Source organism: Vibrio qingdaonensis, assembly GCF_026191675.1.
GTDB classification, from domain to species: Bacteria; Pseudomonadota; Gammaproteobacteria; order Enterobacterales; family Vibrionaceae; genus Vibrio; species Vibrio qingdaonensis.
In genome coordinates this window covers 50391-72625 of record NZ_JAKRRY010000016.1, presented here as the reverse complement: position 1 = coordinate 72625, position 22235 = coordinate 50391, and the positions used below count along the sequence as shown (strand labels likewise).

Here is a 22235-nt window from a genome sequence, read left to right as displayed (position 1 = left end):
CAAAATTCACTATTTAAGTTTGCGTAATTAAAATTTAACGCTTGAGTAACATTTGTAAATCAGACTTATTGCTCTAATACAAACCATGTCGCTAATACCAACTATGTCGCTAATACAAACTATGGCTCTAATACCAACTATGGATAACAAGATGAAATTTTCGCAGTGGTGTCTTTTGTTAAGTGGTTTCGTTGCCATGCCAACTTTGGCAGACACCGATGTTTACTTAACGAACAATTCAGACCAGCCTTTAACAATACAAGTCACACATGAAGGCAGTGACTTACTTCAGTACGGAAATGAGTGGCAACAGCATGTGCAAGAGCTTGGGCCTTGGCAAACCAAATCAGTACTGAGTTTTAATCGCTGGGAAGGCGTGAAATCCAATCAAACGTACCGATTTGAAACCGTCGTTTCCAACCCTCAAGGAGAGAGCGTTTCGTTAAATCAACTGATGGAGGGCCACTGGTACAACTCAACCATTGAGTACGGTATGTCAGCCGTCGATGTTGCCTTAGATTTAAAAGATGACCGAAATATTCACCGTGCTAGTACCGACTCATTTGGTTCGCGACGCGCAGAGTTGGCGTTTAAATCTACGAGCACAGCACGCTACGACGATCTGCATTACACCATCACACCAACGAAAATCATTGAAAAGGTCGACGACAACGAACAAAATCTTAAGTTGATGACCTACAATATCTGGGCACTGCCAGCCATTGCCTCGCATATTGGCGATCGTTACCAACTGATTCCGGAATACGTCAAAGGTTATGACGTATTAGCACTGCAAGAAGTGTTTGCAAGCGGCCGTGAAGCGTTTTTGCGAGAACTGGCCAAGGAGTATCCATACCAAACAAAAATGCTCGATAAAGACGGCTTCAACATCTATGACGGAGGCGTGATCATCGTCAGTCGCTACCCTATCGTAAACGAAGCACAATACGTCTTCCCAGACTGCACAGGCACCGACTGTTTCGCAGACAAAGGCGTGAATTACGCTGAGGTAATCAAAGGAGGTCAGGCTTACCACGTGTTTGCCACTCACACTGCATCCTTTGATACGGACACGGCGCGTGAGTACCGTCAGCGCCAATTCCAGCAAATAAGAGCACTGGCAACATCACTCAAGATTCCAATCAATGAAGCCGTTATCTACAGTGGTGATTTTAACGTCAATAAACTCAAATTCCCCGGTGATTACCAACAGATGATCGCGAATCTGAGCGCCGTAGAACCTAGCTATTCCGGTTACACCGCTTCCACCTTCGACCCACGTATTAATAACTTTGCTGGTGAAGCCTTATCCGGAGGTGAGAACGTCGAATACTTAGATTACGTCATGGTCAGCAACGAATATGGTAAAAAGTCGTTTAATGATAACCGCGTTGATGTACCGCGTTCGACCGCTGATAGTTTGTGGACACACTACAACCTATCCGATCACTTTCCTGTCACTGCCTTGATTAAACCATGAAACGATTTTCTCTCATCATTGTGTCCGTCGTATTGGCGGGCACAGCTTTGCTGTCGATGAGTTTGTTCTCGACTAAAAAGCAACAAAGTGAAAACCAAATCGTCACTGCCATCATAGCGGATGAGCCGCCCCGTCCAGACTATGACGCCCCAGCTTTTTCTACGATAGGGGGCGCGAAGGGGATGAAACAGCCAGTGCACAAGACATCGGCTACGATGCCAACCCTCGCTGAGCAATTGAATACGCTCAAAGGACGAGCATTCGTCAGAGAAATCGACGGTTTTTGGCGTACCTGCATATCTGAGCAAAACTGCGACAACCTGTTATCCGAATTGGAAACATATTTGTCCCACGATCGCTATGAACTGGTTAAGAACTTCCAGCAATTAAACAACCAATGGCAACAGAGCATTGGTAACCTCTTGTTCGATGAACAGCAGACTTTAGCGTCTAGAATTGCGCAATTGAAGGCCGACGCTCACAGGATTTGGGGTCCATTAGCTAGCGTGATTTTAGACGATGAATTTGCACTCTATGATTTTAGTTTACAAGCCGAACAGCTTAACAATGAACCTATCCAAAATTACCTAGCATCATTTGAAGAACTATTGCAAACATGGCAGGGTAAAGAACAGGCGCTTGGACTAGACAGCAATCAAGCTAAGTTTGAGCGTGCTGTTGCTTTGATTCCAAACGCCATAGACGAAGCAGAACGACAAGCAATAGTAAACAAGCTCAAGCAGACTTATCTAACCCCAGCTGAAAGTGATGCTATCGACACTCGGCAACATCAAGTCACACAACAACAGTCACTTGTTCGGGATTATCAGAGCGAATTACAGCAACTCGAATCAGAATTATCGCAACAACGAGCGACTATCTACGCGAATTTGTCGGCATTGCAATGGCAGCAGCACCACCAACAGCAGATAGCCAATTTTCGACGAGAGTTCTTTGCCGACTAACTGGCTAACTGGCTAACTGGCTAACTGGCTAAACACAATAAAGCGCTGCCCGACGATACGGACAGCGCTTTGTTTATCAATGATTAGAGTTACGCGATTTCAGCTTGCTTCACTGGTGCAGGGTTACGAATCAAGAAATCAAACGCCCCTAAACTTGCTTTCGCACCCTCGCCCATCGCAATAATAATTTGTTTGTATGGCACTGTAGTAACATCACCCGCCGCAAATACACCTTTCATACTCGTCGCGCCATGCGCATCAATTTCGATTTCGCCACGAGGTGACAGCTCTACTTTTGATCCTTTTAGCCATTCACTGTTTGGAACCAAACCGATTTGAACGAAGATACCTGACAGCTCAACACGCTTAATTTCATCCGTATTACGGTCTTTATATTCAAGACCAGTAACCCGCGTGCCATCACCCAGTACTTCCGTGGTTTGAGCCATCGTAATGATCTCAATGTTAGCTGTGCTGTTTGCTTTGTCGATCAAGACTTGGTCAGCGCGAAGCGTGTCGGCAAATTCAAGCACGGTAACATGCTCAACGATGCCAGCTAGGTCAATAGCGGCTTCAATACCTGAGTTACCACCACCGATAACCGCAGTACGCTTGCCTTTGAATAGTGGGCCATCACAGTGAGGACAGTAAGCCACACCTTTATTACGATACTCTTGCTCACCCGGAACGTTCATTTCACGCCAGCGTGCACCAGTACTGGTAATAACAGAGCGAGCTTTGAGTACTGCGCCACTTTCCAATACCACATGCGTGTAACCGTCTTCGGTATCTTCTGCATCAATAATGGTTGCTGCGCGTTGCTCTGTAATCACTTCAACCCCGTACTCTTTTACATGCTCTTCTAAGCTCGCGACTAAACTCGGGCCGGTAGTGGATTTCATTGAGATAAAGTTTTCAATTGCCATGGTATCCATGACTTGACCACCAAAGCGATCGGCAACCACACCGGTGCGAATGCCTTTACGCGCCGCATAGATAGCGGCAGATGAACCCGCAGGACCACCACCAACAACCAGAACATCAAAAGGTGCGGTTTCATTAAGTTGGTTGGCTTTCTTTTCAGCGGCACCAGTATCCACTTTATTCAAGATTTCGTTTAGCGACATGCGGCCCTGACCAAATAACTCACCATTAATGAAGACACTTGGCACCGCCATAATATCGCGCTGCTTCACTTCATCTTGGAATGCGGCACCGTCAATCATAGTGACATTAATCAGTGGGTTAATGGCAGCCATCATATTGAAAGATTGCACCACTTCTGGGCAGTTTTGGCATGATAGCGAGATAAAAATCTCCACATCAAGTGGCGAGTTGAGCTGCGCTATTTGCTCAATCGTTTCTGCTTCGAGTTTGATTGGGTGACCACCTGTATGCAGCAGCGCAAGCACAAGTGAGGTAAATTCATGACCCATTGGCAAGCCAGCAAAGCCAATTGCCGTGCCTTTTTCTGGGTTAACAACGCGCATCACAGGCTGTCGCGGACTTGCAGCGTCGTCACGAACGACGTCAATTTTGCTGCTTAGTGATGCGATGTCATCGGCAAGAGACTGGATCTTGCTTGCTGTATCACTGTCATCAAGGCTGAGAACCAATTGAACTTGGGTTTTTACGTTTTCTAAATACGCTTTTAGCTGCTGCTTCATTGCTTGATCTAACATAACGATACCTACTCTATAAGACTGCTTAACATCAGAAGGAATGTAAAAAGGGATGAATAAAAAAAGAGACCCTTTTGATGTTGGGTTAATAACTATAGTTTGGTTAATAACTATATTTACTGTTTAAGGGCTGCACGCCCCCACTTTTATCTGCCAATGGTAGAGACAATAAAAGCGACAGCGGGGCGTGCAACACGGACTCGAATTTCTGCTAACGCTCATTGTGGTTAGCGAGTTCTTGGTGGGCTTAAGACGCCTGCTTAGATTTTGCCAACTAGGTCTAAAGACGGAGCAAGTGTCGCTTCACCTTCTTTCCATTTTGCTGGGCAAACTTCACCTGGGTTAGCCGCTACGTATTGCGCTGCTTTTACTTTACGCATTAGGTCTTCAGCATCACGGCCAATACCTTCTGCTGTGATTTCCATGGCTTGAATCACGCCTTCTGGGTCAACTAGGAACGTTGCGCGGTCTGCAAGGCCTTGGCCTTCACGCATCACACCGAAGTTATTGGTGATGTTGCCTGTTTGGTCGCCAACCATGTAGTAATTGATTTTGCCGATTGTGTCTGAGCTGTCGTGCCATGCTTTGTGAGTAAAATGCGTATCTGTTGATACTGAGTACACTTCTACACCACGCGATTGTAGCTCTGCGTAATGGTCTGCCAGGTCACCAAGCTCTGTTGGACATACAAATGTGAAATCGGCTGGGTAGAAGAAGAAGACTGCCCACTTACCTTTCACGTCTTGCTCGGTGATTTCTACGAAGTCGCCTTGTTTAAATGCCGTTGCTGAAAATGGCTTGATAGTCGTGTTAATCATAATATCGCTCTCTCTTAACGTGTTCTTTTTTAGAAGGTTAAGCGCTGTTTTGCGCCGATGGAGGTATATTGCAACATCGGAGAGTTTTAAGAAATTCGTCTGTTCCTATCTATTTGATAGGAGTTTCCTATTAAAGGAGTGCGGCTAGAGAGAAGCCCTTACGAAATGGAAAGGCGTAAAGGAATAAAAGAGATAGTCAGATAACTTTGGCATATAAAAGATATGAGTAGCAACAAGCAAAACTTGCTCCCGGTCTTCCGCGTTAGAACAAAAGTCGCGTGCTATTTTTGGGCCTAATTGTGACAAGGTTGATATAACTGTTAGCGAGATCTGACTGAGTGATGAGTCATTTGCTATCTTTATAAAAAACCAAGACACAAGGACAGTGCTATGGAATTTGATTGGGTTGAATGGTTTGGTTATCTGGCATCGCTCGTGGTGCTTATCTCGCTAACGATGACATCAATAGTCAAGCTAAGAGTGATTAACTTCATCGGTTGCTTACTGTTTGCAGCATTTGCTTATTTTATTAACTCTTATCCAACTATGTTGATGAATCTTGGTATTGCTTGCATCAATGTCTACTACCTTTACCAGCTTGCGGGGTCGAAAGATAAATTCAAACTAGTAGCGGCCACCATCGATTCTGAATACTTCGAGCATTTTGTTTCAACCAATGCTAAAGATATCGAAAAACAGACCACCGTAAAGGAATTGAGAGCAGGAAACTCAGCATTTTATCTGCTAAGAAATAACGCCATTGCCGGTCTTCTAGTCGGGACTAAGCAAGATAATGGAGTATTCAACGTGTCACTAGATTACGTGACTCCTGAATATCGAGACTTAAAGCTGGCTTACTATTTTTATCAAACCAACCCTGAACTAATAAAAAGTCGAGGAATAAGTGTGCTTAAAGCAACGGCAAGCACCTCTGAGCATAGCGATTATTTAATACAAGTTGGCTTTAATAAATCGGAAGGCAGTGACCATAGCTATGAAAAAAGATTGTAGCTCCATTGTGAGTCACATGCCCAAAGAAAGTCCGTCGCCATTCCCTAGAGAAATGGCATTATATCCAAGCGCGTTGAGTGGCTAAATCTGCATGTAGCGCTAACTCATCTCTGTCCAAAAGTGAGTTTCAATGGGCTTGTTTCCACAGTAAAACCTATGCCCCACCCCCAAAAGACACATGCCGTAACATTTACCACCACTTACACACATAGTTTTACATCTTTCCTCTACCAATATGCACCTGCACACCTATACTTTATCTGCCCAACAAAGGGCAAATACCTTTAGGAGTAATTGGTCATGAAAATTAATATAACGCTATTAGCAACCCTTGCTTCACTATCTACGTCAGCTGCTTTCGCTGACACTATATGGATTGAAGATTATTTAGGTGAAGACATAAAGATATATGATGGCACAAATCATATTAAACCATACACTAATGCAAACGGGCGTATTGGCTACTCATTCAGGCCGACAGCATCAAATGTTAAAATGATTATAGGTCAAGAAGAGTACCAAATGCTTACGTCTCGTGGTACTTACGCACCCTATGGTTGTAATTACACGTTTATGTTTAGTGAGGATGGAAAATATCAATCAAACGGTGGGAATTGCACCTCACTTTTTGACAGCCCACCAGAGAGAATCGTCTTACAGAACGATTCTCTGAATGATATTTACCCAGCTTTTGATGCGGGATGGGGTTATGCTGCCGATTCAATCTTTGGCTTCCTAAAGAAAGAGCAAAGTCAGCTATATACTCCTAATAATAAATTTCTGTCATCAATTGGTATTTTATATGGCAATACAATTAAACAAGTAGGTTTCTACGATCAAACTACTACAGAATACGTGACATGTTCAGAGAATCTTGTATTTTCGGGTGTAACTCAGTTCAAGTATATTTTTGATGAAAAAACACGCCAAGGTCAATGTGAGCAGTTCTAGATAATAATAGGACTTACGCATTGATAGCTCTGACCTATTTTGGTAGTTGGTTATCTTTTTCTTCTTAATAAATTCACAAAAGTACCAACTACCTCTTTAAATAGCTCACGTTGATGCCGTTACGTATTATTAATACTGGACACCAAGTTACGCAACTTTCCATACTAATAGTTATTCATGAATTGCTAATCTAGGAAACTCACGGGTAAATAATAGTCCAAAGGTGTGGTGTGCTAACTCGATCTTAGCTAACGCATTTTTGTACCATTATGAACTACGACCGATTAGCCACTCAGTTCACGGAGGTATAATTTGACCTACATTTAGTCATTCCAAAAATACGGAATTAAAGTCAGATTATACCTCTATCTAAGTGACCAAGTTCAGTCTGTCATTACATAATAGCATCTCGCTCAACTTAACCTCTAAGGTGAGCAAGATAGTATTGTTTACTGATGGTTTGATGGTTGTGTATATGAGCCTGTATTTTGACATAAATCATGTCAACGGCTTACTTAGCTGTTAACGCAACACCATCGAAGCGAATGCCTGCCCAACCGTGTTGGATAAAGTTGCGAATGTTGGCATGGTCGCTGCCGTTTGGATTCTTTAAAACGTCATCACGATAGAATTGACCAAAACAGGCCAGCGTAGATGACTCATCTAATCCCTGTCTCTGAGCAAAAGCAAAAATCTTGCAAGACCCATTATTTTGGCCTGCTTGGTTTTCGGTGTCTCAGTTTACAAAGCTGACTGGGTTAAAATCAAAATGTTCGTCAATCACTTGCATCGTCTGCTCAAACATGACTTCATTCGGCTTTGTCGCCAGCAACTCTAGAAATTTATCCATATTATCTCGTCCCTCTCTATTGATAAGAGACCGCACTATATCATCAGATAAATATAAGGTGGCGATACAAAAGCAGAAAAACTTGTGACGGACAGTTACGAGCTCGCCGCTAGCTTATCACCTGGAACAGCCCCTTTGCTTTGCCACAAAAGCACACGCCCCAATTCGCTAGGCGATATTGGGGCGTGTAACACGGACTCAAACTTCCGTTTAAACTCATTCGTAGTTAGTTGGTATTCGCTAACTTAAGATGCTCGCTTAGATTTTGCCAACTAGATCTAAAGACGGAGCCAATGTCGCTTCACCTTCTTTCCATTTTGCTGGGCAAACTTCACCTGGGTTAGCCGCTACGTATTGCGCTGCTTTGACTTTACGCATTAGGTCTTCTGCGTCGCGGCCAATGCCTTCTGCTGTGATTTCCATGGCTTGAATCACGCCTTCTGGGTCAACTAGGAACGTTGCGCGGTCTGCAAGACCTTGGCCTTCACGCATCACACCGAAGTTATTGGTGATGTTGCCCGTTTGGTCGCCAACCATGTAGTAATTGATTTTGCCGATTGTGTCTGAGCTGTCGTGCCATGCTTTGTGAGTAAAGTGAGTATCTGTGGATACTGAGTACACTTCTACGCCACGCGATTGTAGCTCTGCGTAATGGTCTGCAAGGTCACCAAGCTCTGTTGGACATACAAATGTGAAATCGGCTGGGTAGAAGAAGAACACTGCCCACTTACCTTTCACGTCTTGCTCGGTGATTTCTACGAAGTCGCCTTGTTTAAATGCCGTTGCTGAAAATGGCTTGATAGTCGTGTTAATCATAATATCGCTCTCTCTTAACGTGTTCTTTTTTAGAAGGTTAAGCGCTGTTTTGCGCCGATGGAGGTATATTGCAACATTGGAGAGTTTTAGGAAATTCGTCTGTTCCTATCTATTTGATTGGCAAATCCTATCAAAACATTACCATGCTGTTGTTTGAAATACGTCGACGCCATTCTTTATGGTTTCAAACTCTGACAAACCTGTACAGACGACTAAACAAACCTGTACAGACGGCAACACGAACCTTTGCTAACTTGATTAAAAAAGCAACGGAATGTCAAAATGAAAGCACTCAGCCAATTAATATTGATCACTCTCTCTTTTCCTCTCTTTGCAGGGGCTACAGAACTTCATCTCAATGCAATACCGGAATCCCAACTCAATCGCTATATCCATACCTTCCAACAGAAACAGCAAGAGTTGTGGATTAAATACGACGGACAGCGTTATCCGCTTACTCTCGCAACAATTACCGAAGACGCATTAGTCGCTCGTTACTCAAAAGGATTGGTGTACATATCGTTTAATTTTGAAAGTGGTCCCGGAAAAAACGTAACCTTACTGAAAGGGGCGTTTGATGACGAACACAGTAATGTCGATCCAATGGATAACGCAGACAGTGTGTGGGTGTCTTCTCACGTCAGCTTTGATGAATCTGACGATGGTTATCGATACCGCGGCACATTAAGCCATGCTGGCGACCCTAGCACTGAGTTTACACTCAACTTTAATGACTCCCTCATTGATGCAGGCACCAGCCAATTCAAGTTCGATGCTAACGAAGCATTACTGACAGGCGAGCTAGGGACGAAAACCTACTTACAGCTGAAAGATATTGTTCAAAACCACCAACAAGTCGACACTATTGTCATCAAAGCCGTTCGAGGCTCATTGAATGACGATATCAACTTACATACTGGAAACTTACTACGAAATGCAGGCCTGAATACGACGATCCCCGAGAATGGGTTTGCTTATTCAGGAGGCGTCGATCTGTTCAGCGCTGGTGTGATCAGAACGATAGAACCCGGCGCGCGCGTTGGGGTGCACTCTTGGTGTTGTTCGGATGATGGTAAAACAGCCAGTGAATTAAAAACAAGCGATCCTGCGCACCATGACCAACTTACCTATTTCAGTAAGATGTTGGGCAAGGAAACAGGCCCTAAATTCTATTTTTATACCCTTTCTGCGGCGCCATTTGACGGTATACATACAATGAGCCAAAGTGAATTGAAGCAATACGGCTTATTAACCGACCAATAGCGACACCTTCACCACCGTGATCAGATATCAGTCTTAGAGCAAGATCAACGTTGCGTTCTAGGAGAAATAACCCTAAGGACCTAAGCGACTACCTATCAATAATCGTCACATACTTGTTTACACTAAAAGCACACGACAAAGATGCAATCTAAGTTTGTAAGTATCATACTATTTATACCTCTTTAGTCTAATTCTTCAAACTGATGGATCCCGATAAGATCCAAGTACTACTACACAAAGTAGCCGATCATCCTATAGAGAATTCAACCGGAAACTCAGCCCTCTGGTTTTGATTACTATCTTTATATTCCGCAGCGCTAACCCGCTGCGTTTTTTTTTGCTATTGAAAAGTGCTCAAGTGATAAGCTTTACGGAGTGACCCGTATGATTTTGAACGTATCACACGCATTAAAGCGAGCAAATTGCTGTAGTTCCTGCTCAATCGCCTCCATAAAGGCCGCTTTTTCTACTAACTTTGGCTCTAAGGCTAAATGCAGTACTTCAAGCGTTGCGGTTGCTTTATTGACCTTACAATCCGCTCTTGCCACCAGCTCTCCCGCCCACAATATTGGTAAACAAAAATAGCCAAACTGGCGCTTTTCTTTTGGCACATAGCACTCAAGAAGATAATCAAAATTAAATAACATTTTTAGACGCTGACGTTGAATAAGGCAATTGTCGAAGGGGGATAAAATAACGGCCTTCGTTCGTGATATTGGACGCTTCAATTGGTCAATAGCACCGAGGCACGCGACATAATGATGTCCTTCTACCTCAATGGTGACCAGCGTTTGCTCTTCGAGCATGTCATCAATCACGCCGCAGACCGCCGTTTTTAATCCTTTGAGTAAATAGGTCATTTCAGAAACGCGTCCAAGACCGTTAGCCCGCAAATATTGAGTGACCAAAAAGCGCGCATACTCTTGCTCCGATGGGACGCTCACGTCAGTATCTATGGGGATCACTCGTTCCGTCAAATCGTAGACTTTATGAAAATTACGCCGTTCGCTAACCATCAAATCGCCTTGCATAAACAAGCACTCGAGCGCTTGCTTAGTAGGCTTACTCCCCCAACCTTTGCTGTTATTGCTGGCCCCCGAAAAATCCTTTGCCATTAAGGGACCTTCTTCTCTAATTCTCTCCAGTACCTGTTCCATTAACGCTCGGTCGTGGTTATACCAATGGCGCAAACGCCCTTCTTTAAATGCTTGTTTGCGAAATAAGCTGAAACGATAATCACGCATTGGCAGATACGCGGCGGCGTGAGCCCAGTATTCAAAAATCGCGCGTTGTTGGGTGAGTTGGTCAATATGCTCTGGCAAATAGCGGCGATTTCTGTTCCACAAGGTATGGTGATGGGCACGTTGAACTACCGATATGGTATCAATCTGAACATAACCTAGATGTTCAATCGCTGACAGAGTCGCGTCATGCGCTTTACCCTTTTGATATTTAGCAGGCAGCCACTGTGACAGTAGCACCAACTTTTGTGCCTCTGATATCGATAATTTCTCAGAATAAACCACATGTGCTCCTTTCATTGTGGCCGCAAAGTCCAAGGACTCGACGTTAACGTAAATATAATGCGAGTGAGCCCTCCCTCACTCCTGACGACGCCCTGTTGTCAGAAAGTGAACCCAGTCCATACGCCCTTGTTCACGAGCAGCGGCGACGGCTTTCGATACGTCATAAACCACTTTATTCAATGACACATTCCAGCCCCCATCTTCAGCTTGGGTAAGCATTGCGTAAGACGCCATAGAGGAATACGTTTCCATCGCATGAGAAAAGGGCTCATCATCTTCATAAGCAGGCAAACCGACACTTCCCGGATTCACAACGCATTGCCCTGTCGATAATTGAACACATCGTGGCAAATGAGTATGCCCACAAAGAACGATAGGCGCGGTCACACCAGCCAATAGCTCAATGATGTCACCATCAGCGCGAACGACGGCACGTCCAGAAGAAGCGTCCTCTAACAAGTAGGTAAGATCATCGCTAGGCGTGCCATGACAGGCATAAATGCCACTGGGCAGGGAGAAGGTATTGGGAGGAGTTGATGTGTCAGGAAAAGCATGTGTATCAAAAGGGAGCTGCTGCATCCACGCTAATGGCTCTGCCCCTAAGTCATCCAAGATAAACTGCATGGTTGGATTGGCTTGCACTTCACTGTCTGTCGCTTGAAAGATCTGACGATCTTGGTTACCGCAAATTGTCAGTGCGTTCAATGTCCGTAAATATTCATACGTTTCACGAGGTGCGATAGGCCCATAAAGTATATCGCCCAAGTTAATAAACTCGCTTATTCCTTTAGCGCGAGCATCGGCGACTACTGCTTTTAAGGCATACACATTACTGTGTATATCTGATATCACTGCAAATTTTTTCAACAACACACTCCTTGTGTTTCTGCGCCTACCTTAGCACGGACTATTCAACTTGATCAGAACTCAGCATACGACTGACTTTATGTCCGCAAGCAAAGCTCACGACAGCAATGGTGACAAAACTCATCACAGCATAAGCACTGCCTACCCACTTCGACACGCCAAATCCCCAAACAAAACTAAATACCAAGCCATTAAACGCCTCTGGGATCCATTGGTAAATAGGAAACTGAGAGCCCTCTACAATAAAAAAGACACTCAAAAACAGGGCAATCAGTGCAAAAAGCCCACCCACGATATTATGACGATGAATACTCACCTGTTCCCCTTTCGAATCTGTCGTTTTATCAAAAATCTCATAGGAGACAGTCTACTCTGAGATAAGCCATTGCTCAAAAATAACCGTCCGCTTTCGAGAGTCAGAATAATAAAACGGGGCGGGTATGAATAATCCCTTGGTTTGCACCGGCTAACCTGAGACAATCGCTCGTGTAATCCTTATATCAAACGGTTCATTATGAAACTTTTAGTTCGCAATCTTGCGCGCACCACGACAGAGCATGAAATCCGTGTTCTTTTTTCAACTCATGGCTCAGTGGGCGAATGCACACTCGTTCTAGACCAAGAAACGGGTCAATCGAAGGGCTTTGCTTTTGTTGAAATGCCAAACGACGATGAAGCGAAAGCAGCTATCGCGGCACTGAATCTTAGCGACGTAGCCAAAAGCAAAATCCGAGTAAAACGCGCCGAAGGTTAACGTTAAGGTCACCTTGTGCCAGCAAGACAGTTGGCAAGATACCAAACAAAAAAATGCCACGTGTAGAACGTGGCATTTTTTATCAACGTATTGCGGTTACTTTCTTAGAGCATTAAGACGTGCTTGGGCAATTCCAAATACCGTATCGATGGGATAGCTTCCTTCCAGCGATGGCGTGCCCGCTTGCTTACCAGTAAATAGCTCAACGGCTTCTGTCACATGGTCAATGGCCCAAATATGGAACTCACCTTTTTCGACAGCTTTAACAATATCAGCGCGTAACATGAGATTATGGACATTAGAGCGAGGAATGATGACGCCCTGCTCGGAGTGTCGCCCCTTAATCTCACAAACGTCAAAAAAGCCCTCTATTTTCTCATTTACTCCACCTATGGGCTGAGACTCGCCAAACTGATTCATAGAGCCAGTAATGGCAATGTCTTGTCGGTTAGCTTGGCCGGAAAACGCCGACACCACGGCACAAAACTCTGCCATGCTGGCACTATCCCCGTCTACACCGCCGTATGATTGTTCAAACGTAATCGTTGTGGTCAGCGGTACTTTCGCTGTTTTGCCGAATACGGAAGACAAATACGCGGTAAGGATCATCACCCCTTTAGAGTGAATACTGCCGCCAAGATCGACGCTACGTTCTATATCGATCACATCACCTTCACCATAAGATGTCGTTGCAGTAATGCGATTAGGCGCGCCGAACATATGGTCGCTGGTACTCAATACCGATAAAGCATTGACTTGTCCAACCGCTTCGCCTTGGGTATGAATCAACGTTGTACCGTTAGTAAACCCTTCCATTACGCTATCTTGGAGGCGATTGACTCGCATTTGCTGATAACTCAAGGCTTGCTCAACATGCCCGACACGAATCAGGTTAGACTTGGCATTTCGAGCCACGTAATTTGACTCTCGCAATAGATTGGCGATGTGGGCTGAATGCAACGACAGTTTCTTTTGATCCCCCGATAGGCGAGAGCTGTGCTCAATAATCCGCGCGATGGCTTTCCTATCGCAATGCAGCATGTTGTTGTCGTGAATAATACTGGAAATAAAACGCGCATAATGCAGCTCGGAATCAGCGGTTCGCTTCATCTCATCTTCAAAATCCGCGGTCACTTTAAATAGCTCACTGAACTCTGGATCATAGTGTTGCAATAGTTGGTAAGTTCGGTAATCACCAAATAATATGATCTTCACATCAAGAGGGATTGGTTGAGGATCTAATGACACCGCGCCCGTCAACGTGACCTCTTTTTCTAATGAAGTAAAGCTCAGTTGCCTTGAGCGCAATGCTCGCTTCAAACCATCCCAAACATAGGGCTGTTCTAACACTTTTACTGCGTCCATCAACAATACACCACCATTCGCTTTATGTAGGCTACCTGCGCGAATTAGCGAGAAATCGGTGAATACCGTCCCTTTGTACGTTGCGGTTTCAATATACCCAAACAGCGAATGGTAGTTAGGGTTTTCTTCAACGATGATGGGCAGTTCTTCGCTGGTCTGCTTCACTAACACATTCACTTTATAGCGACGAGGGAAGTTTTTATCCAGTGACGCAGTAGCAATTTCACCCTGCTCATTGCCTTCCTCAAGAAAGATATCGACGTTTTCACAAATATCCTTTTGAAGCTCTGTCAGGTACTGCTTGATTTCAGTGTAACCATTGTAGCCTTTTTTCAACTTTTTAATGAGATGAGCAATCACGCCTAGCGTCACCTCGTCATTCAATTTCTGAATGTTATCGGTGTACGTCTCTTCAAGCGCTGTTAATTCACGCGCCATACCACGTAAACTAATTTCTAGCTCGTCGATGTTAGCGCCAAAACGAGTCTGCTCCTCTTCAGGCAGTTCATCGAATGACTCTTCACTATGCAGATCTTCACCATTCAGAGCGACAAATTGGTAATCACCTTGCGGAGTAATGGTTAAGCTAATCCCTTTCGCTTTAGCTTCTTCACTCAACTTCGCGAGTTCGGCTTGTTGCACGCTAGCCAAATCATTCTTTAACTTGTCCGCCCGACCATAATAAAGTTCATTATCAAACGCCATTGGGATCGCTTTCATCAGCTTAGCGATGAGCTTCTCGACGTCTTGCTTAAGGCGCGTCCCGGTACCACTGGGAAGCTTCAATACTTGCGGAATACGAGTATCCGAGAAATTGGCAACATAGCACCAATCAAATAACGCCTCACTGTCATGCTGATGACGGCTGAGATACCGCAGTATCATGGTTCTTTTCCCTAAACCATTTTGCCCAATCGCATAAATGTTGTATCCCTTCTCTTTGATCGACATAGCGAACTCGACCGCTTTTTGCGCCCGCTCTTGACCAACAATTTCATCAATAGGAGAGAGTTCTTTCGTTGATTTACAAGGCAACTTTTCCAACTCTGCCGCATAGTATAGCGATGTGGATTCTAATCTTTGAATAGCCATAACCCGCTCCTGAACATTCTTGTTATGATTTCAGTTTAGCTGAATTACTTTTAAAATTTAGTGACTTACTCTAAAAACCAGTTTAAGTGTTCATTTTTTACACAATCAAGTAGTTTCCGATTTCGTGCCCAATGCGAGCGCGGTGCTTAAATACACCATCACAATCCGTAGCAGCCAATGCATATGAGCAATGCAACAGTCAACAAAAACAGACAACTTAACTTTTCAATAATGCTCGCACTAATGACAATAATTCGTATTGCATACCGCTAAAATAGGTCTAACATCAGAGATGTGTATTCCTATTGTTTACTGACTACCATGAAAAAAATACTGTTTGCTTTACTGCTCTCTTCCAACGCTCTAATGCCTGCGAGCGCTTGTACTGGGATATCACTCTCCGCTCTTGATAATAGCCACATTCAGGCAAGAACCATTGAGTGGGGGGAAAGTAACCTCAATAGTCGACTGATTGTTTCTCCTCGAGATTATGCCTTTACCTCAACCATGCCCGACCAACAAGCTGGGTTAACATGGCGCAGCCGGTATGGGTTTGTTGGTATCTCGGTCAGCGATGATCGCTTTATCGGCGAGGGGGTAAATGAAGCAGGCCTAAATGCTGGATTGTTTTACTTTAAAGGCTACGGTTCACTCACACCTTTTGACCCTAACCACGTAAAAAATAGTATTACCGACATGGACTTTGTCCGTTGGATGCTGTCTAACTTCAAGACCGTTGAAGAAGTCAAAGCGGCGCTAAATACCATTAATATCGTCACAGTGTATCTTGATAAAGATGGCCAACCATCGCCGACGGCTCACTGGCGCGTCACAGATAAGAGTGGTAAAAGCATTGTCATTGAGATCATGAACCAAGGTGAAATTAACATCTACGATAACAACGTTGGCGTTCTGACCAACTCACCCACCTTCCCTTGGCACGTCACCAATTTAAATAACTACGTTAATTTGCAGCCAGGCAGCAGTGCGCCTCGTCAATTTGGTGATGCCAAAGCCACTTCCTTTGGTATTGGTACTGGGTTTTTAGGATTACCTGGCGACATCACTCCGCCTTCTCGCTTTGTACGTGCCGCATTCTATGTCAGCACGGCGCCCGACGCTAAAACAGCAGAACAAGCTATCTCGCAAGCATTCCATATTCTAAATAACTTTGATATTCCTATTGGCAGTGAATTTAATAATGAGCATCGAGCGCATATCCCAGACTTACCAAGTGCGACACAATGGACATCTGTGATTGACCAAAACAACGGTTTTCTCTACTACAAAACGATGTATGACAGCCAAATAAAACAAGTCGACGTCAACAACATCGACTTTAATATCGAAAAAGAAAAAGCCTACCCACTAGATAATGGCAAATTTAGCGTTAAAGCTATCAAACTTTAGCCTAACACCAAACTCAACATCCGATCTTTCGGCGCTCTAGATTTACGCTAGTGCGCCGATATGTAATCAATTTCTCCCCCCCCCCCCAAAAAAGTGCCGAGTTTTGCTACTAAGTTGTCGAGCATACTCACAAGGTATACGGTTGTCTTTTACTCTCTGCTCAACATTCGTTATGTTGTAACCTCTATGGATGCTTTATGGACAAACTCACACATGGATAAACTCATCGCGCTATCTCGCTTGTTATTTGCGCTTGCCTTAATCGCACTTGCAGCATCAATCTATTCCTTTACTCAAGAAGCAAGACAATTACGCACCGAGCTACCTGCACTGTTGGCGCAAGTAGATACGACAGCACAACGTATCACCCCTGTCATAGAAGAAATCAATAACCTGCAATCCATTGTGCCGTCCATTTTGGCGCAAAGCGCAGAGTACCAAAGATTAGTGCCCGAAGTACTACAACGTATTGACGACATTAACCAACAACTGCCAATTGTTGTCGGCGAAGTTGCACGAGTACGTGATGCGATCCCACCTATTCTCGCCCAGAGTGAGGCGTGGCATGGTTCATTACCCAGCGTCCTAAAACAAGTCGACTATACCAATCAAACGGTTCGTCAAACGAATCAACAAATTAACAAAGTGAACAAGCAAATACCTGATGTTTTGGCAGAAAGCGCAGCTCTTCGAAAAGAGGTACCTGAAATCATTGTTCAAGCAGAAGGGTTGGTCGCTCAAGCTGAGCAAGCGGGTCGAGAAGCAAGCAAGGGTGCTGTTTCTGGTGTCATTGGCGGCATTCTCAACTCTCCTTTTCAATTAGTCGACAAAATTACCGACGTGTCTTCAGATACCTTTGGGTTAAAGCAAGATAAGAGCTATACCGACGGAGATAGAGATAAACACAAAGCCGCACTAACTAAATTAATGAAAACCCCAAAAAAAGGCCACTCTACACGTTGGTCTAATTCTCGTTCAGGCAATAGTGGTGAAGTCATCATCCAGTCGGTGAGCAATGAGAGTGACGCAATCTGTTACAGCATTTTAAGCCGCCTTAACATTGCGAGAGGCCCAGATAAAGGCACACATAACGTCATTACAGACAAGTGTGTTGAAGACTAATACGTTCACAACCTGAGGTAAGAAATGACCATAGAGTACATCAAAGATAGCGCTGTTGAGGAAACATTAAATCAGCAATTAATTACCTTGCTGAGCGCTTGTTTCACAAAACCTAGTGACGAGCGATTTAAAACACAACGCTATTACAATGAGATGCCCGCTCATCGCTGGTATATAAAAGACTCTACATCCAACCGGTTAGTGGCTCACCTTGCTGTCCACGAGAAGCATGTTTATCACAATGCCAAACCGATTGTCATTGGCGGCATTGCGGAAGTTTGTGTTCATCCCGAACACAGGGGGCAAGGTTATGTGAAACAACTACTTGAGCACGCGCATATAAAGATGGCGCAACTGGGAATGCAGTATTCGATTCTATTTGGTCGTGATGAAGTCTATTCATCCAGCGGCTACAAACGGGTCACCAATTTTTTCCTAATGGATAAGTCGATGTTAATGCCCGGTACCAATATCTCAGCAATGGTACGCCCCATTCCGCTACAAGGTCGCGCATGGCCAACCAGCCGAGTAGAGCTTAGAGGATTGACATTCTGAGCGGTAAATACAACCGTGCCCTACTCGTTGGCAGGGCACGGTTATATTTACCAGCTATCGGATTCTTCGCGTTCTCAGCTATGGTTTAGCGGGGACATTTTTCATCATTGAACCTATAATTTGCGCCATCTCTGCTCGCTGATCCGGATCTTCTATACGGCGCTCAGTTGGGCCTTGCGCTAAGACTCGCCAACGGGGAAAGTCGCCTAACGGCGCAAAGGCTGCGATATATAAGCTGCCTTTTTCCCCACTTTCGCCCGGTTCGGCCGCGACTTGAATACCTGTCGAAATTTGCGTGCTGGCAAAAATATCATCATCCGTCATCTTCGATTCTGTCGCGATACCAAATTCCATCCACATCTGCGGGGATTGCGAAGGCGCCACTTTAACAAACCCTTTATTAACCAGTTCTTGGTCAATAAGGCTTTGAATCACCGAAATGTATTCTTTAGCATCTATTTCTTCAGAAACATGCGCGACTGCTGCATCTGATTTCCACGAATAGGTATTTGGCTTGCTTGCTGGCAAAAACGAAAAGTCACCTGTGGTGGCGATACCATAAGAAAAATTGGCTTGAGGCGGAGTAACCGTGGTGCAACCCATTATGAATAAGCTACTCATAACGAATACTAATAATGATGACTTCATACTCGTGCTCTTTTTTTACTCAGTTATCGTCTAATACTAATTCACGTTTTTACCAGTGCCTAGTAAAAACAACCACTTTGCTAGTACGCTAATGGCTTATTGTACCTCTAGCACCCACTCTAAGACGTCTCACGCTCTGTAGTAATTACGCTAATTGTAGTAATCACGCTAATGGTGGTAATTACGCTAATCTACGACGCGGTTCGCGTGACTGTTGCTATTACTGATACGGTTGCACACGTTTCTAGCCGTATACGTAAGCTCTATTGATACACCGCACGGTAAGCAATCCCTTCTAATCGTTTACGCAGCGTTTGAGCATACCCTTGGTCACTATCATAGCGCTCCAGAATCTGTAAGATATCAACATCATCGCCATAGAGCGCTTGATTAAGAGCTTGGTTTAACTTGATTTGAAAGGTATCGATACTGCCACCGAAATACAGCCCTGTATTCTCAGACACCATCATGGCTGAAATGCCACTGGTACCACCCACCACTTTACCACTGACACCTGACCCAAGAGTTAAGTCCGCTGTCCCACCCATTTTGATCGGCTGTTGTACTAGGTCGTCCACAACATCGTCTGACAAAATGACACCGATTCCACCAATTTTTTGCGCCCCAGCCAGTAGACCAAACATAAAGCTCGTAAACTCGACAAAAACTGGCTCACTCCATTGATGTTCATGTCTAGTTAGCAGTATTCCCTCTCCCCACTGTGCGCCCACAAGAAATCCGGCTTGCCCGCCTATAGGAAAAATAACCACTGCTTGGGCGACCCCTGTCAAACGCTTCACCGATTGCCAGTGAGCAGTAGAATCAAACTTATCTATTTCCTCAGCCGCTAGCGCGATAACCTTGGAAGCTCGCTTGGCTTCTTCACTTTGAGAAGGTGCGGCAGGAGTATGAATGCTGGAAGTATTCGCTTGCAACGATTGCGTCTTCAATGCCATTACATCGTCTGAAGCCAACGTTGAAACACTAAGAAGAGAAAGACCGAACACGAGCGCACGGCTTAAAAGAAGAGGTAGGTCGCGCATAACTGACTCCAAAGAGGGATTGGAGCATATAGTATCAAGAAAAAGTGGCGCTGATTACGCCACCTATTAACAATGTTGCCACTTTAACCCAAGTCTGACATTAATCCAGACTAAGAATTCGCGACAACAGTGCAATGACCATAAGCATTGAGTCATGAACATGAACAGTGAGTAATGCGTTACTTACGCCCCACTCCCATCAGTACTGGACGTGTACCTGAGTCAGTTTCAACCTCAAATGGCACCGATACGGTTACACTGTCAAAGCCCGCATTAAGCAATATCGTCTCTGCTCGTTGTGTTGTCATACCGTAATCAAGGTCATCACTATCCACCGCCCAGTCCCAGTGAACAAATAAACCGTATTCGTCGAGCAAGGTATAGATAATATTCGCGGTTTCCTGAGGATTGCCAAGAAAGCCGCATACAGAAGACGCCACCACTAAATCAAATTGATTACGAAATGCTGGATGCTGAGCGACTAAACCGCGTGTCAGGAAGTCAACCACAGGTTCAACATTCACTAACGCTTTTTTGTCCAACTCTTCAATCATTGATTCAGAGCCATCTAATGCGATGATTTGTTTCGTACATGGCGACATTAACTGGCTTAGCAACCCAGTACCACAACCAAAATCTAGCACCGTCTTGCGGGTCAGAGAGGTGATTGCCGTTAACTCTTCAAAACAAGATTGAGCAAAAACTGCCGTCGCTTGATTGTTTTCCCATGTCGCTGCGTACTCATCCCAATCGTTTGACATCGTTCACTCCATTTATTTCATCAGTATTGGTTACAGATCCCACACTGATTTTAATTCCTTAATCTCTGGCCCTAGATTAAACCAGAATACCCGCCAATTCCTAGTGTTATCTTCGTAATCTTTGCGATACATGCTATGATTTTACCCTGCATTTATTGCCGAAATTTTATCATTGGATGACTATGAACTTTACTCAAATTGAAGCGTTTTGTGCCGTCGCCGAAACAGGTTCGGTATCTGCTGCTGCTCGCCAGATCGACTGCAATAGAACCAAACTCAGCATGGCAATTAAAGCGTTAGAGAAAGATCTCGGGACAGAACTCTTTGTTCGCACCGGCAACAATGTCACCTTGTCTGAAACTGGAAAAGCCATTTATAAAGACTGTGAGAATTTACTGATCACCTCCGATAGAATTCGCAAAACATGCGCGCAGATCTCCGGAGAATTTGCGACAGAAGTGTGGATCGCTCACGACGACTCGCTTCCAGACACACTATGGCAAGATCTCACCGTACAAATTAACCAAAACTTTCCTGCCATTTCATTTAACGTTGTCTTAGCCTCTTCTGGTGATTTATCCGCTTTGGTCGAAAAAGGTCAAGTGGACTTCGCGTTTGGTGTCGACTACGAACGTATCGATGATCCTAGAATTGTCTATCAACCGCTAGGGAAAATCCGCATGATGTCGGTATGTCGTTCTGACCATAAACTGTCGAAATTACCCCGTGTCTCCGACGACGTTCTCCGCAACTCTATGCAAGTCTCGTTAGCCTATCTCAACGAAAAAGCGAATCCTGAATTGCTGCCTTTTTCCTTGAAATACATTGGGTTTTCAAGCTTTGAATACATGCTCAAAACCATTATCTCTGAAGGCGCATGGGGAGTGCTGCCTGAGCCTCTCATTCGTCAGTATCTTCGCGAGCAGAAACTCTCGGTTATCAAGCACACTTACGGACTCAACCAAGAAGACTTTTGCATGTTTACTGCGGCCGGTATGTCCGAGCACCCTGCGATGACGTGGACAGCGGATCAAATCAGTGATTATCTGTTTGCCTTTTAAGTATCTATACCTTTATCTCTTTTCAACGAACAACCTCAGCTAAATCATAGCTCACCATCTCTGACGGCTGACGTTCCTCGTTATTTCTCTCCCTTATTTCTACCTTCCATCAGTGACCGTCAGTTTTTATGACACCAAGATATATATCACATACCATTGAATTAAAAGAAAAAATTTAAATTCGCTCATATCCAC

20 protein-coding genes and 1 pseudogene are annotated in these 22235 nt (G+C 44.4%); 10 read left to right on the top strand and 11 right to left on the bottom strand.

Going from position 1 to position 22235, the window contains the following annotated elements; translation table 11 throughout:
• The first annotated feature begins 151 nt into the window (after nucleotides 1–151).
• A complete protein-coding gene (locus MD535_RS13145) occupies nucleotides 152–1480 on the top strand; it encodes a sphingomyelin phosphodiesterase (RefSeq protein WP_265675479.1) in 1329 nt (442 codons plus the stop codon).
• A complete protein-coding gene (locus tag MD535_RS13140) occupies nucleotides 1477–2445 on the top strand; it encodes a chromosome partitioning protein ParA (protein ID WP_265675478.1) in 969 nt (322 codons plus the stop codon). Before MD535_RS13145 ends, MD535_RS13140 begins: the two co-directional genes overlap by 4 nt.
• An 89-nt stretch (nucleotides 2446–2534) precedes the next feature.
• On the opposite strand, the gene ahpF is transcribed toward MD535_RS13140, so the two are convergent.
• Together ahpF and ahpC (MD535_RS13130) are read right to left on the bottom strand one after the other, a co-directional pair.
• Entirely contained in the window at nucleotides 2535–4127 is a 1593-nt protein-coding gene (ahpF, locus tag MD535_RS13135) for an alkyl hydroperoxide reductase subunit F (protein ID WP_265675477.1), read from the bottom strand.
• Nucleotides 4128–4387: 260 nt separating this feature from the next.
• On the bottom strand, nucleotides 4388–4945 hold the full coding sequence (gene ahpC / locus MD535_RS13130) for an alkyl hydroperoxide reductase subunit C (RefSeq protein ID WP_265675474.1): 558 nt from the start codon (nucleotides 4943–4945) through the stop codon (nucleotides 4388–4390).
• Nucleotides 4946–5335: 390 nt separating this feature from the next.
• On the opposite strand from ahpC (MD535_RS13130), the gene MD535_RS13125 reads away from it, so the two are divergent.
• Nucleotides 5336–5956 (top strand): hypothetical protein, encoded by a 621-nt coding sequence (locus tag MD535_RS13125; protein WP_265675476.1) that lies wholly within the window; start codon nucleotides 5336–5338, stop codon nucleotides 5954–5956.
• 300 nt (nucleotides 5957–6256) lie between these two features.
• Entirely contained in the window at nucleotides 6257–6907 is a 651-nt protein-coding gene (locus MD535_RS13120) for a hypothetical protein (protein ID WP_265675475.1), read from the top strand.
• A gap of 511 nt (nucleotides 6908–7418) precedes the next feature.
• Here MD535_RS13120 and MD535_RS13115 read toward each other — a convergent pair.
• Nucleotides 7419–7757, bottom strand: a pseudogene (locus tag MD535_RS13115) (HopJ type III effector protein).
• Between the two features lie 258 nt (nucleotides 7758–8015).
• Nucleotides 8016–8573, bottom strand: coding sequence for an alkyl hydroperoxide reductase subunit C (gene ahpC, locus MD535_RS13110; protein ID WP_265675474.1), 558 nt, complete (start codon nucleotides 8571–8573; stop codon nucleotides 8016–8018).
• Nucleotides 8574–8855: 282 nt separating this feature from the next.
• Between ahpC (MD535_RS13110) and MD535_RS13105 the strand changes: the two genes are divergently transcribed.
• Entirely contained in the window at nucleotides 8856–9836 is a 981-nt protein-coding gene (locus tag MD535_RS13105) for a hypothetical protein (protein ID WP_265675473.1), read from the top strand.
• A gap of 368 nt (nucleotides 9837–10204) precedes the next feature.
• Here the strand turns inward: MD535_RS13105 and MD535_RS13100 are convergent, their stop codons facing one another.
• The 3 genes from MD535_RS13100 to MD535_RS13090 are packed head-to-tail and all read right to left on the bottom strand — an operon-like array spanning nucleotide 10205 to nucleotide 12545.
• Nucleotides 10205–11377: a winged helix-turn-helix domain-containing protein gene (locus tag MD535_RS13100; RefSeq protein ID WP_265675472.1), complete on the bottom strand. Its 1173-nt coding sequence runs from the start codon at nucleotides 11375–11377 to the stop codon at nucleotides 10205–10207.
• 60 nt (nucleotides 11378–11437) lie between these two features.
• Nucleotides 11438–12229, bottom strand: coding sequence for a metallophosphoesterase family protein (locus MD535_RS13095; protein WP_265675471.1), 792 nt, complete (start codon nucleotides 12227–12229; stop codon nucleotides 11438–11440).
• A 40-nt stretch (nucleotides 12230–12269) separates the two neighbouring features.
• Complete coding sequence (locus MD535_RS13090) at nucleotides 12270–12545, bottom strand: hypothetical protein (RefSeq protein ID WP_265675470.1); 276 nt, start codon at nucleotides 12543–12545, stop codon at nucleotides 12270–12272.
• Nucleotides 12546–12743: 198 nt separating this feature from the next.
• Here MD535_RS13090 and MD535_RS13085 point away from each other — a divergent pair, with 198 nt between their 5' ends.
• Nucleotides 12744–12983, top strand: coding sequence for an RNA recognition motif domain-containing protein (locus tag MD535_RS13085; protein WP_265675469.1), 240 nt, complete (start codon nucleotides 12744–12746; stop codon nucleotides 12981–12983).
• A 96-nt stretch (nucleotides 12984–13079) separates the two neighbouring features.
• Here the strand turns inward: MD535_RS13085 and MD535_RS13080 are convergent, their stop codons facing one another.
• Nucleotides 13080–15440, bottom strand: a complete 2361-nt coding sequence (locus tag MD535_RS13080) for a Lon protease family protein (protein ID WP_265675468.1) — start codon at nucleotides 15438–15440, stop codon at nucleotides 13080–13082.
• A 321-nt stretch (nucleotides 15441–15761) separates the two neighbouring features.
• On the opposite strand from MD535_RS13080, the gene MD535_RS13075 reads away from it, so the two are divergent.
• From MD535_RS13075 to MD535_RS13065, 3 genes are all read left to right on the top strand, one after another.
• On the top strand, nucleotides 15762–16850 hold the full coding sequence (locus MD535_RS13075) for a choloylglycine hydrolase family protein (protein WP_265675467.1): 1089 nt from the start codon (nucleotides 15762–15764) through the stop codon (nucleotides 16848–16850).
• A 213-nt stretch (nucleotides 16851–17063) separates the two neighbouring features.
• Nucleotides 17064–17972: a hypothetical protein gene (locus MD535_RS13070; protein WP_265675466.1), complete on the top strand. Its 909-nt coding sequence runs from the start codon at nucleotides 17064–17066 to the stop codon at nucleotides 17970–17972.
• A 24-nt stretch (nucleotides 17973–17996) separates the two neighbouring features.
• Nucleotides 17997–18527, top strand: a complete 531-nt coding sequence (locus MD535_RS13065; RefSeq protein WP_265675465.1) for a GNAT family N-acetyltransferase — start codon at nucleotides 17997–17999, stop codon at nucleotides 18525–18527.
• A gap of 78 nt (nucleotides 18528–18605) precedes the next feature.
• Here MD535_RS13065 and MD535_RS13060 read toward each other — a convergent pair whose 3' ends face one another.
• From MD535_RS13060 to MD535_RS13050, 3 genes are all read right to left on the bottom strand, one after another.
• On the bottom strand, nucleotides 18606–19175 hold the full coding sequence (locus MD535_RS13060) for a DUF4136 domain-containing protein (protein WP_265675464.1): 570 nt from the start codon (nucleotides 19173–19175) through the stop codon (nucleotides 18606–18608).
• Nucleotides 19176–19438: 263 nt separating this feature from the next.
• The gene (locus MD535_RS13055; protein ID WP_265675463.1) at nucleotides 19439–20218 is read right to left on the bottom strand and encodes a lipid-binding SYLF domain-containing protein; all 780 of its coding nucleotides are present in this window, start codon (nucleotides 20216–20218) and stop codon (nucleotides 19439–19441) included.
• Nucleotides 20219–20397: 179 nt separating this feature from the next.
• Complete coding sequence (locus tag MD535_RS13050) at nucleotides 20398–20979, bottom strand: class I SAM-dependent DNA methyltransferase (protein WP_265675462.1); 582 nt, start codon at nucleotides 20977–20979, stop codon at nucleotides 20398–20400.
• Nucleotides 20980–21161: 182 nt separating this feature from the next.
• On the opposite strand from MD535_RS13050, the gene MD535_RS13045 reads away from it, so the two are divergent.
• Nucleotides 21162–22040 (top strand): LysR family transcriptional regulator, encoded by an 879-nt coding sequence (locus tag MD535_RS13045; protein WP_265675461.1) that lies wholly within the window; start codon nucleotides 21162–21164, stop codon nucleotides 22038–22040.
• Nucleotides 22041–22235: the final 195 nt, after the last annotated feature.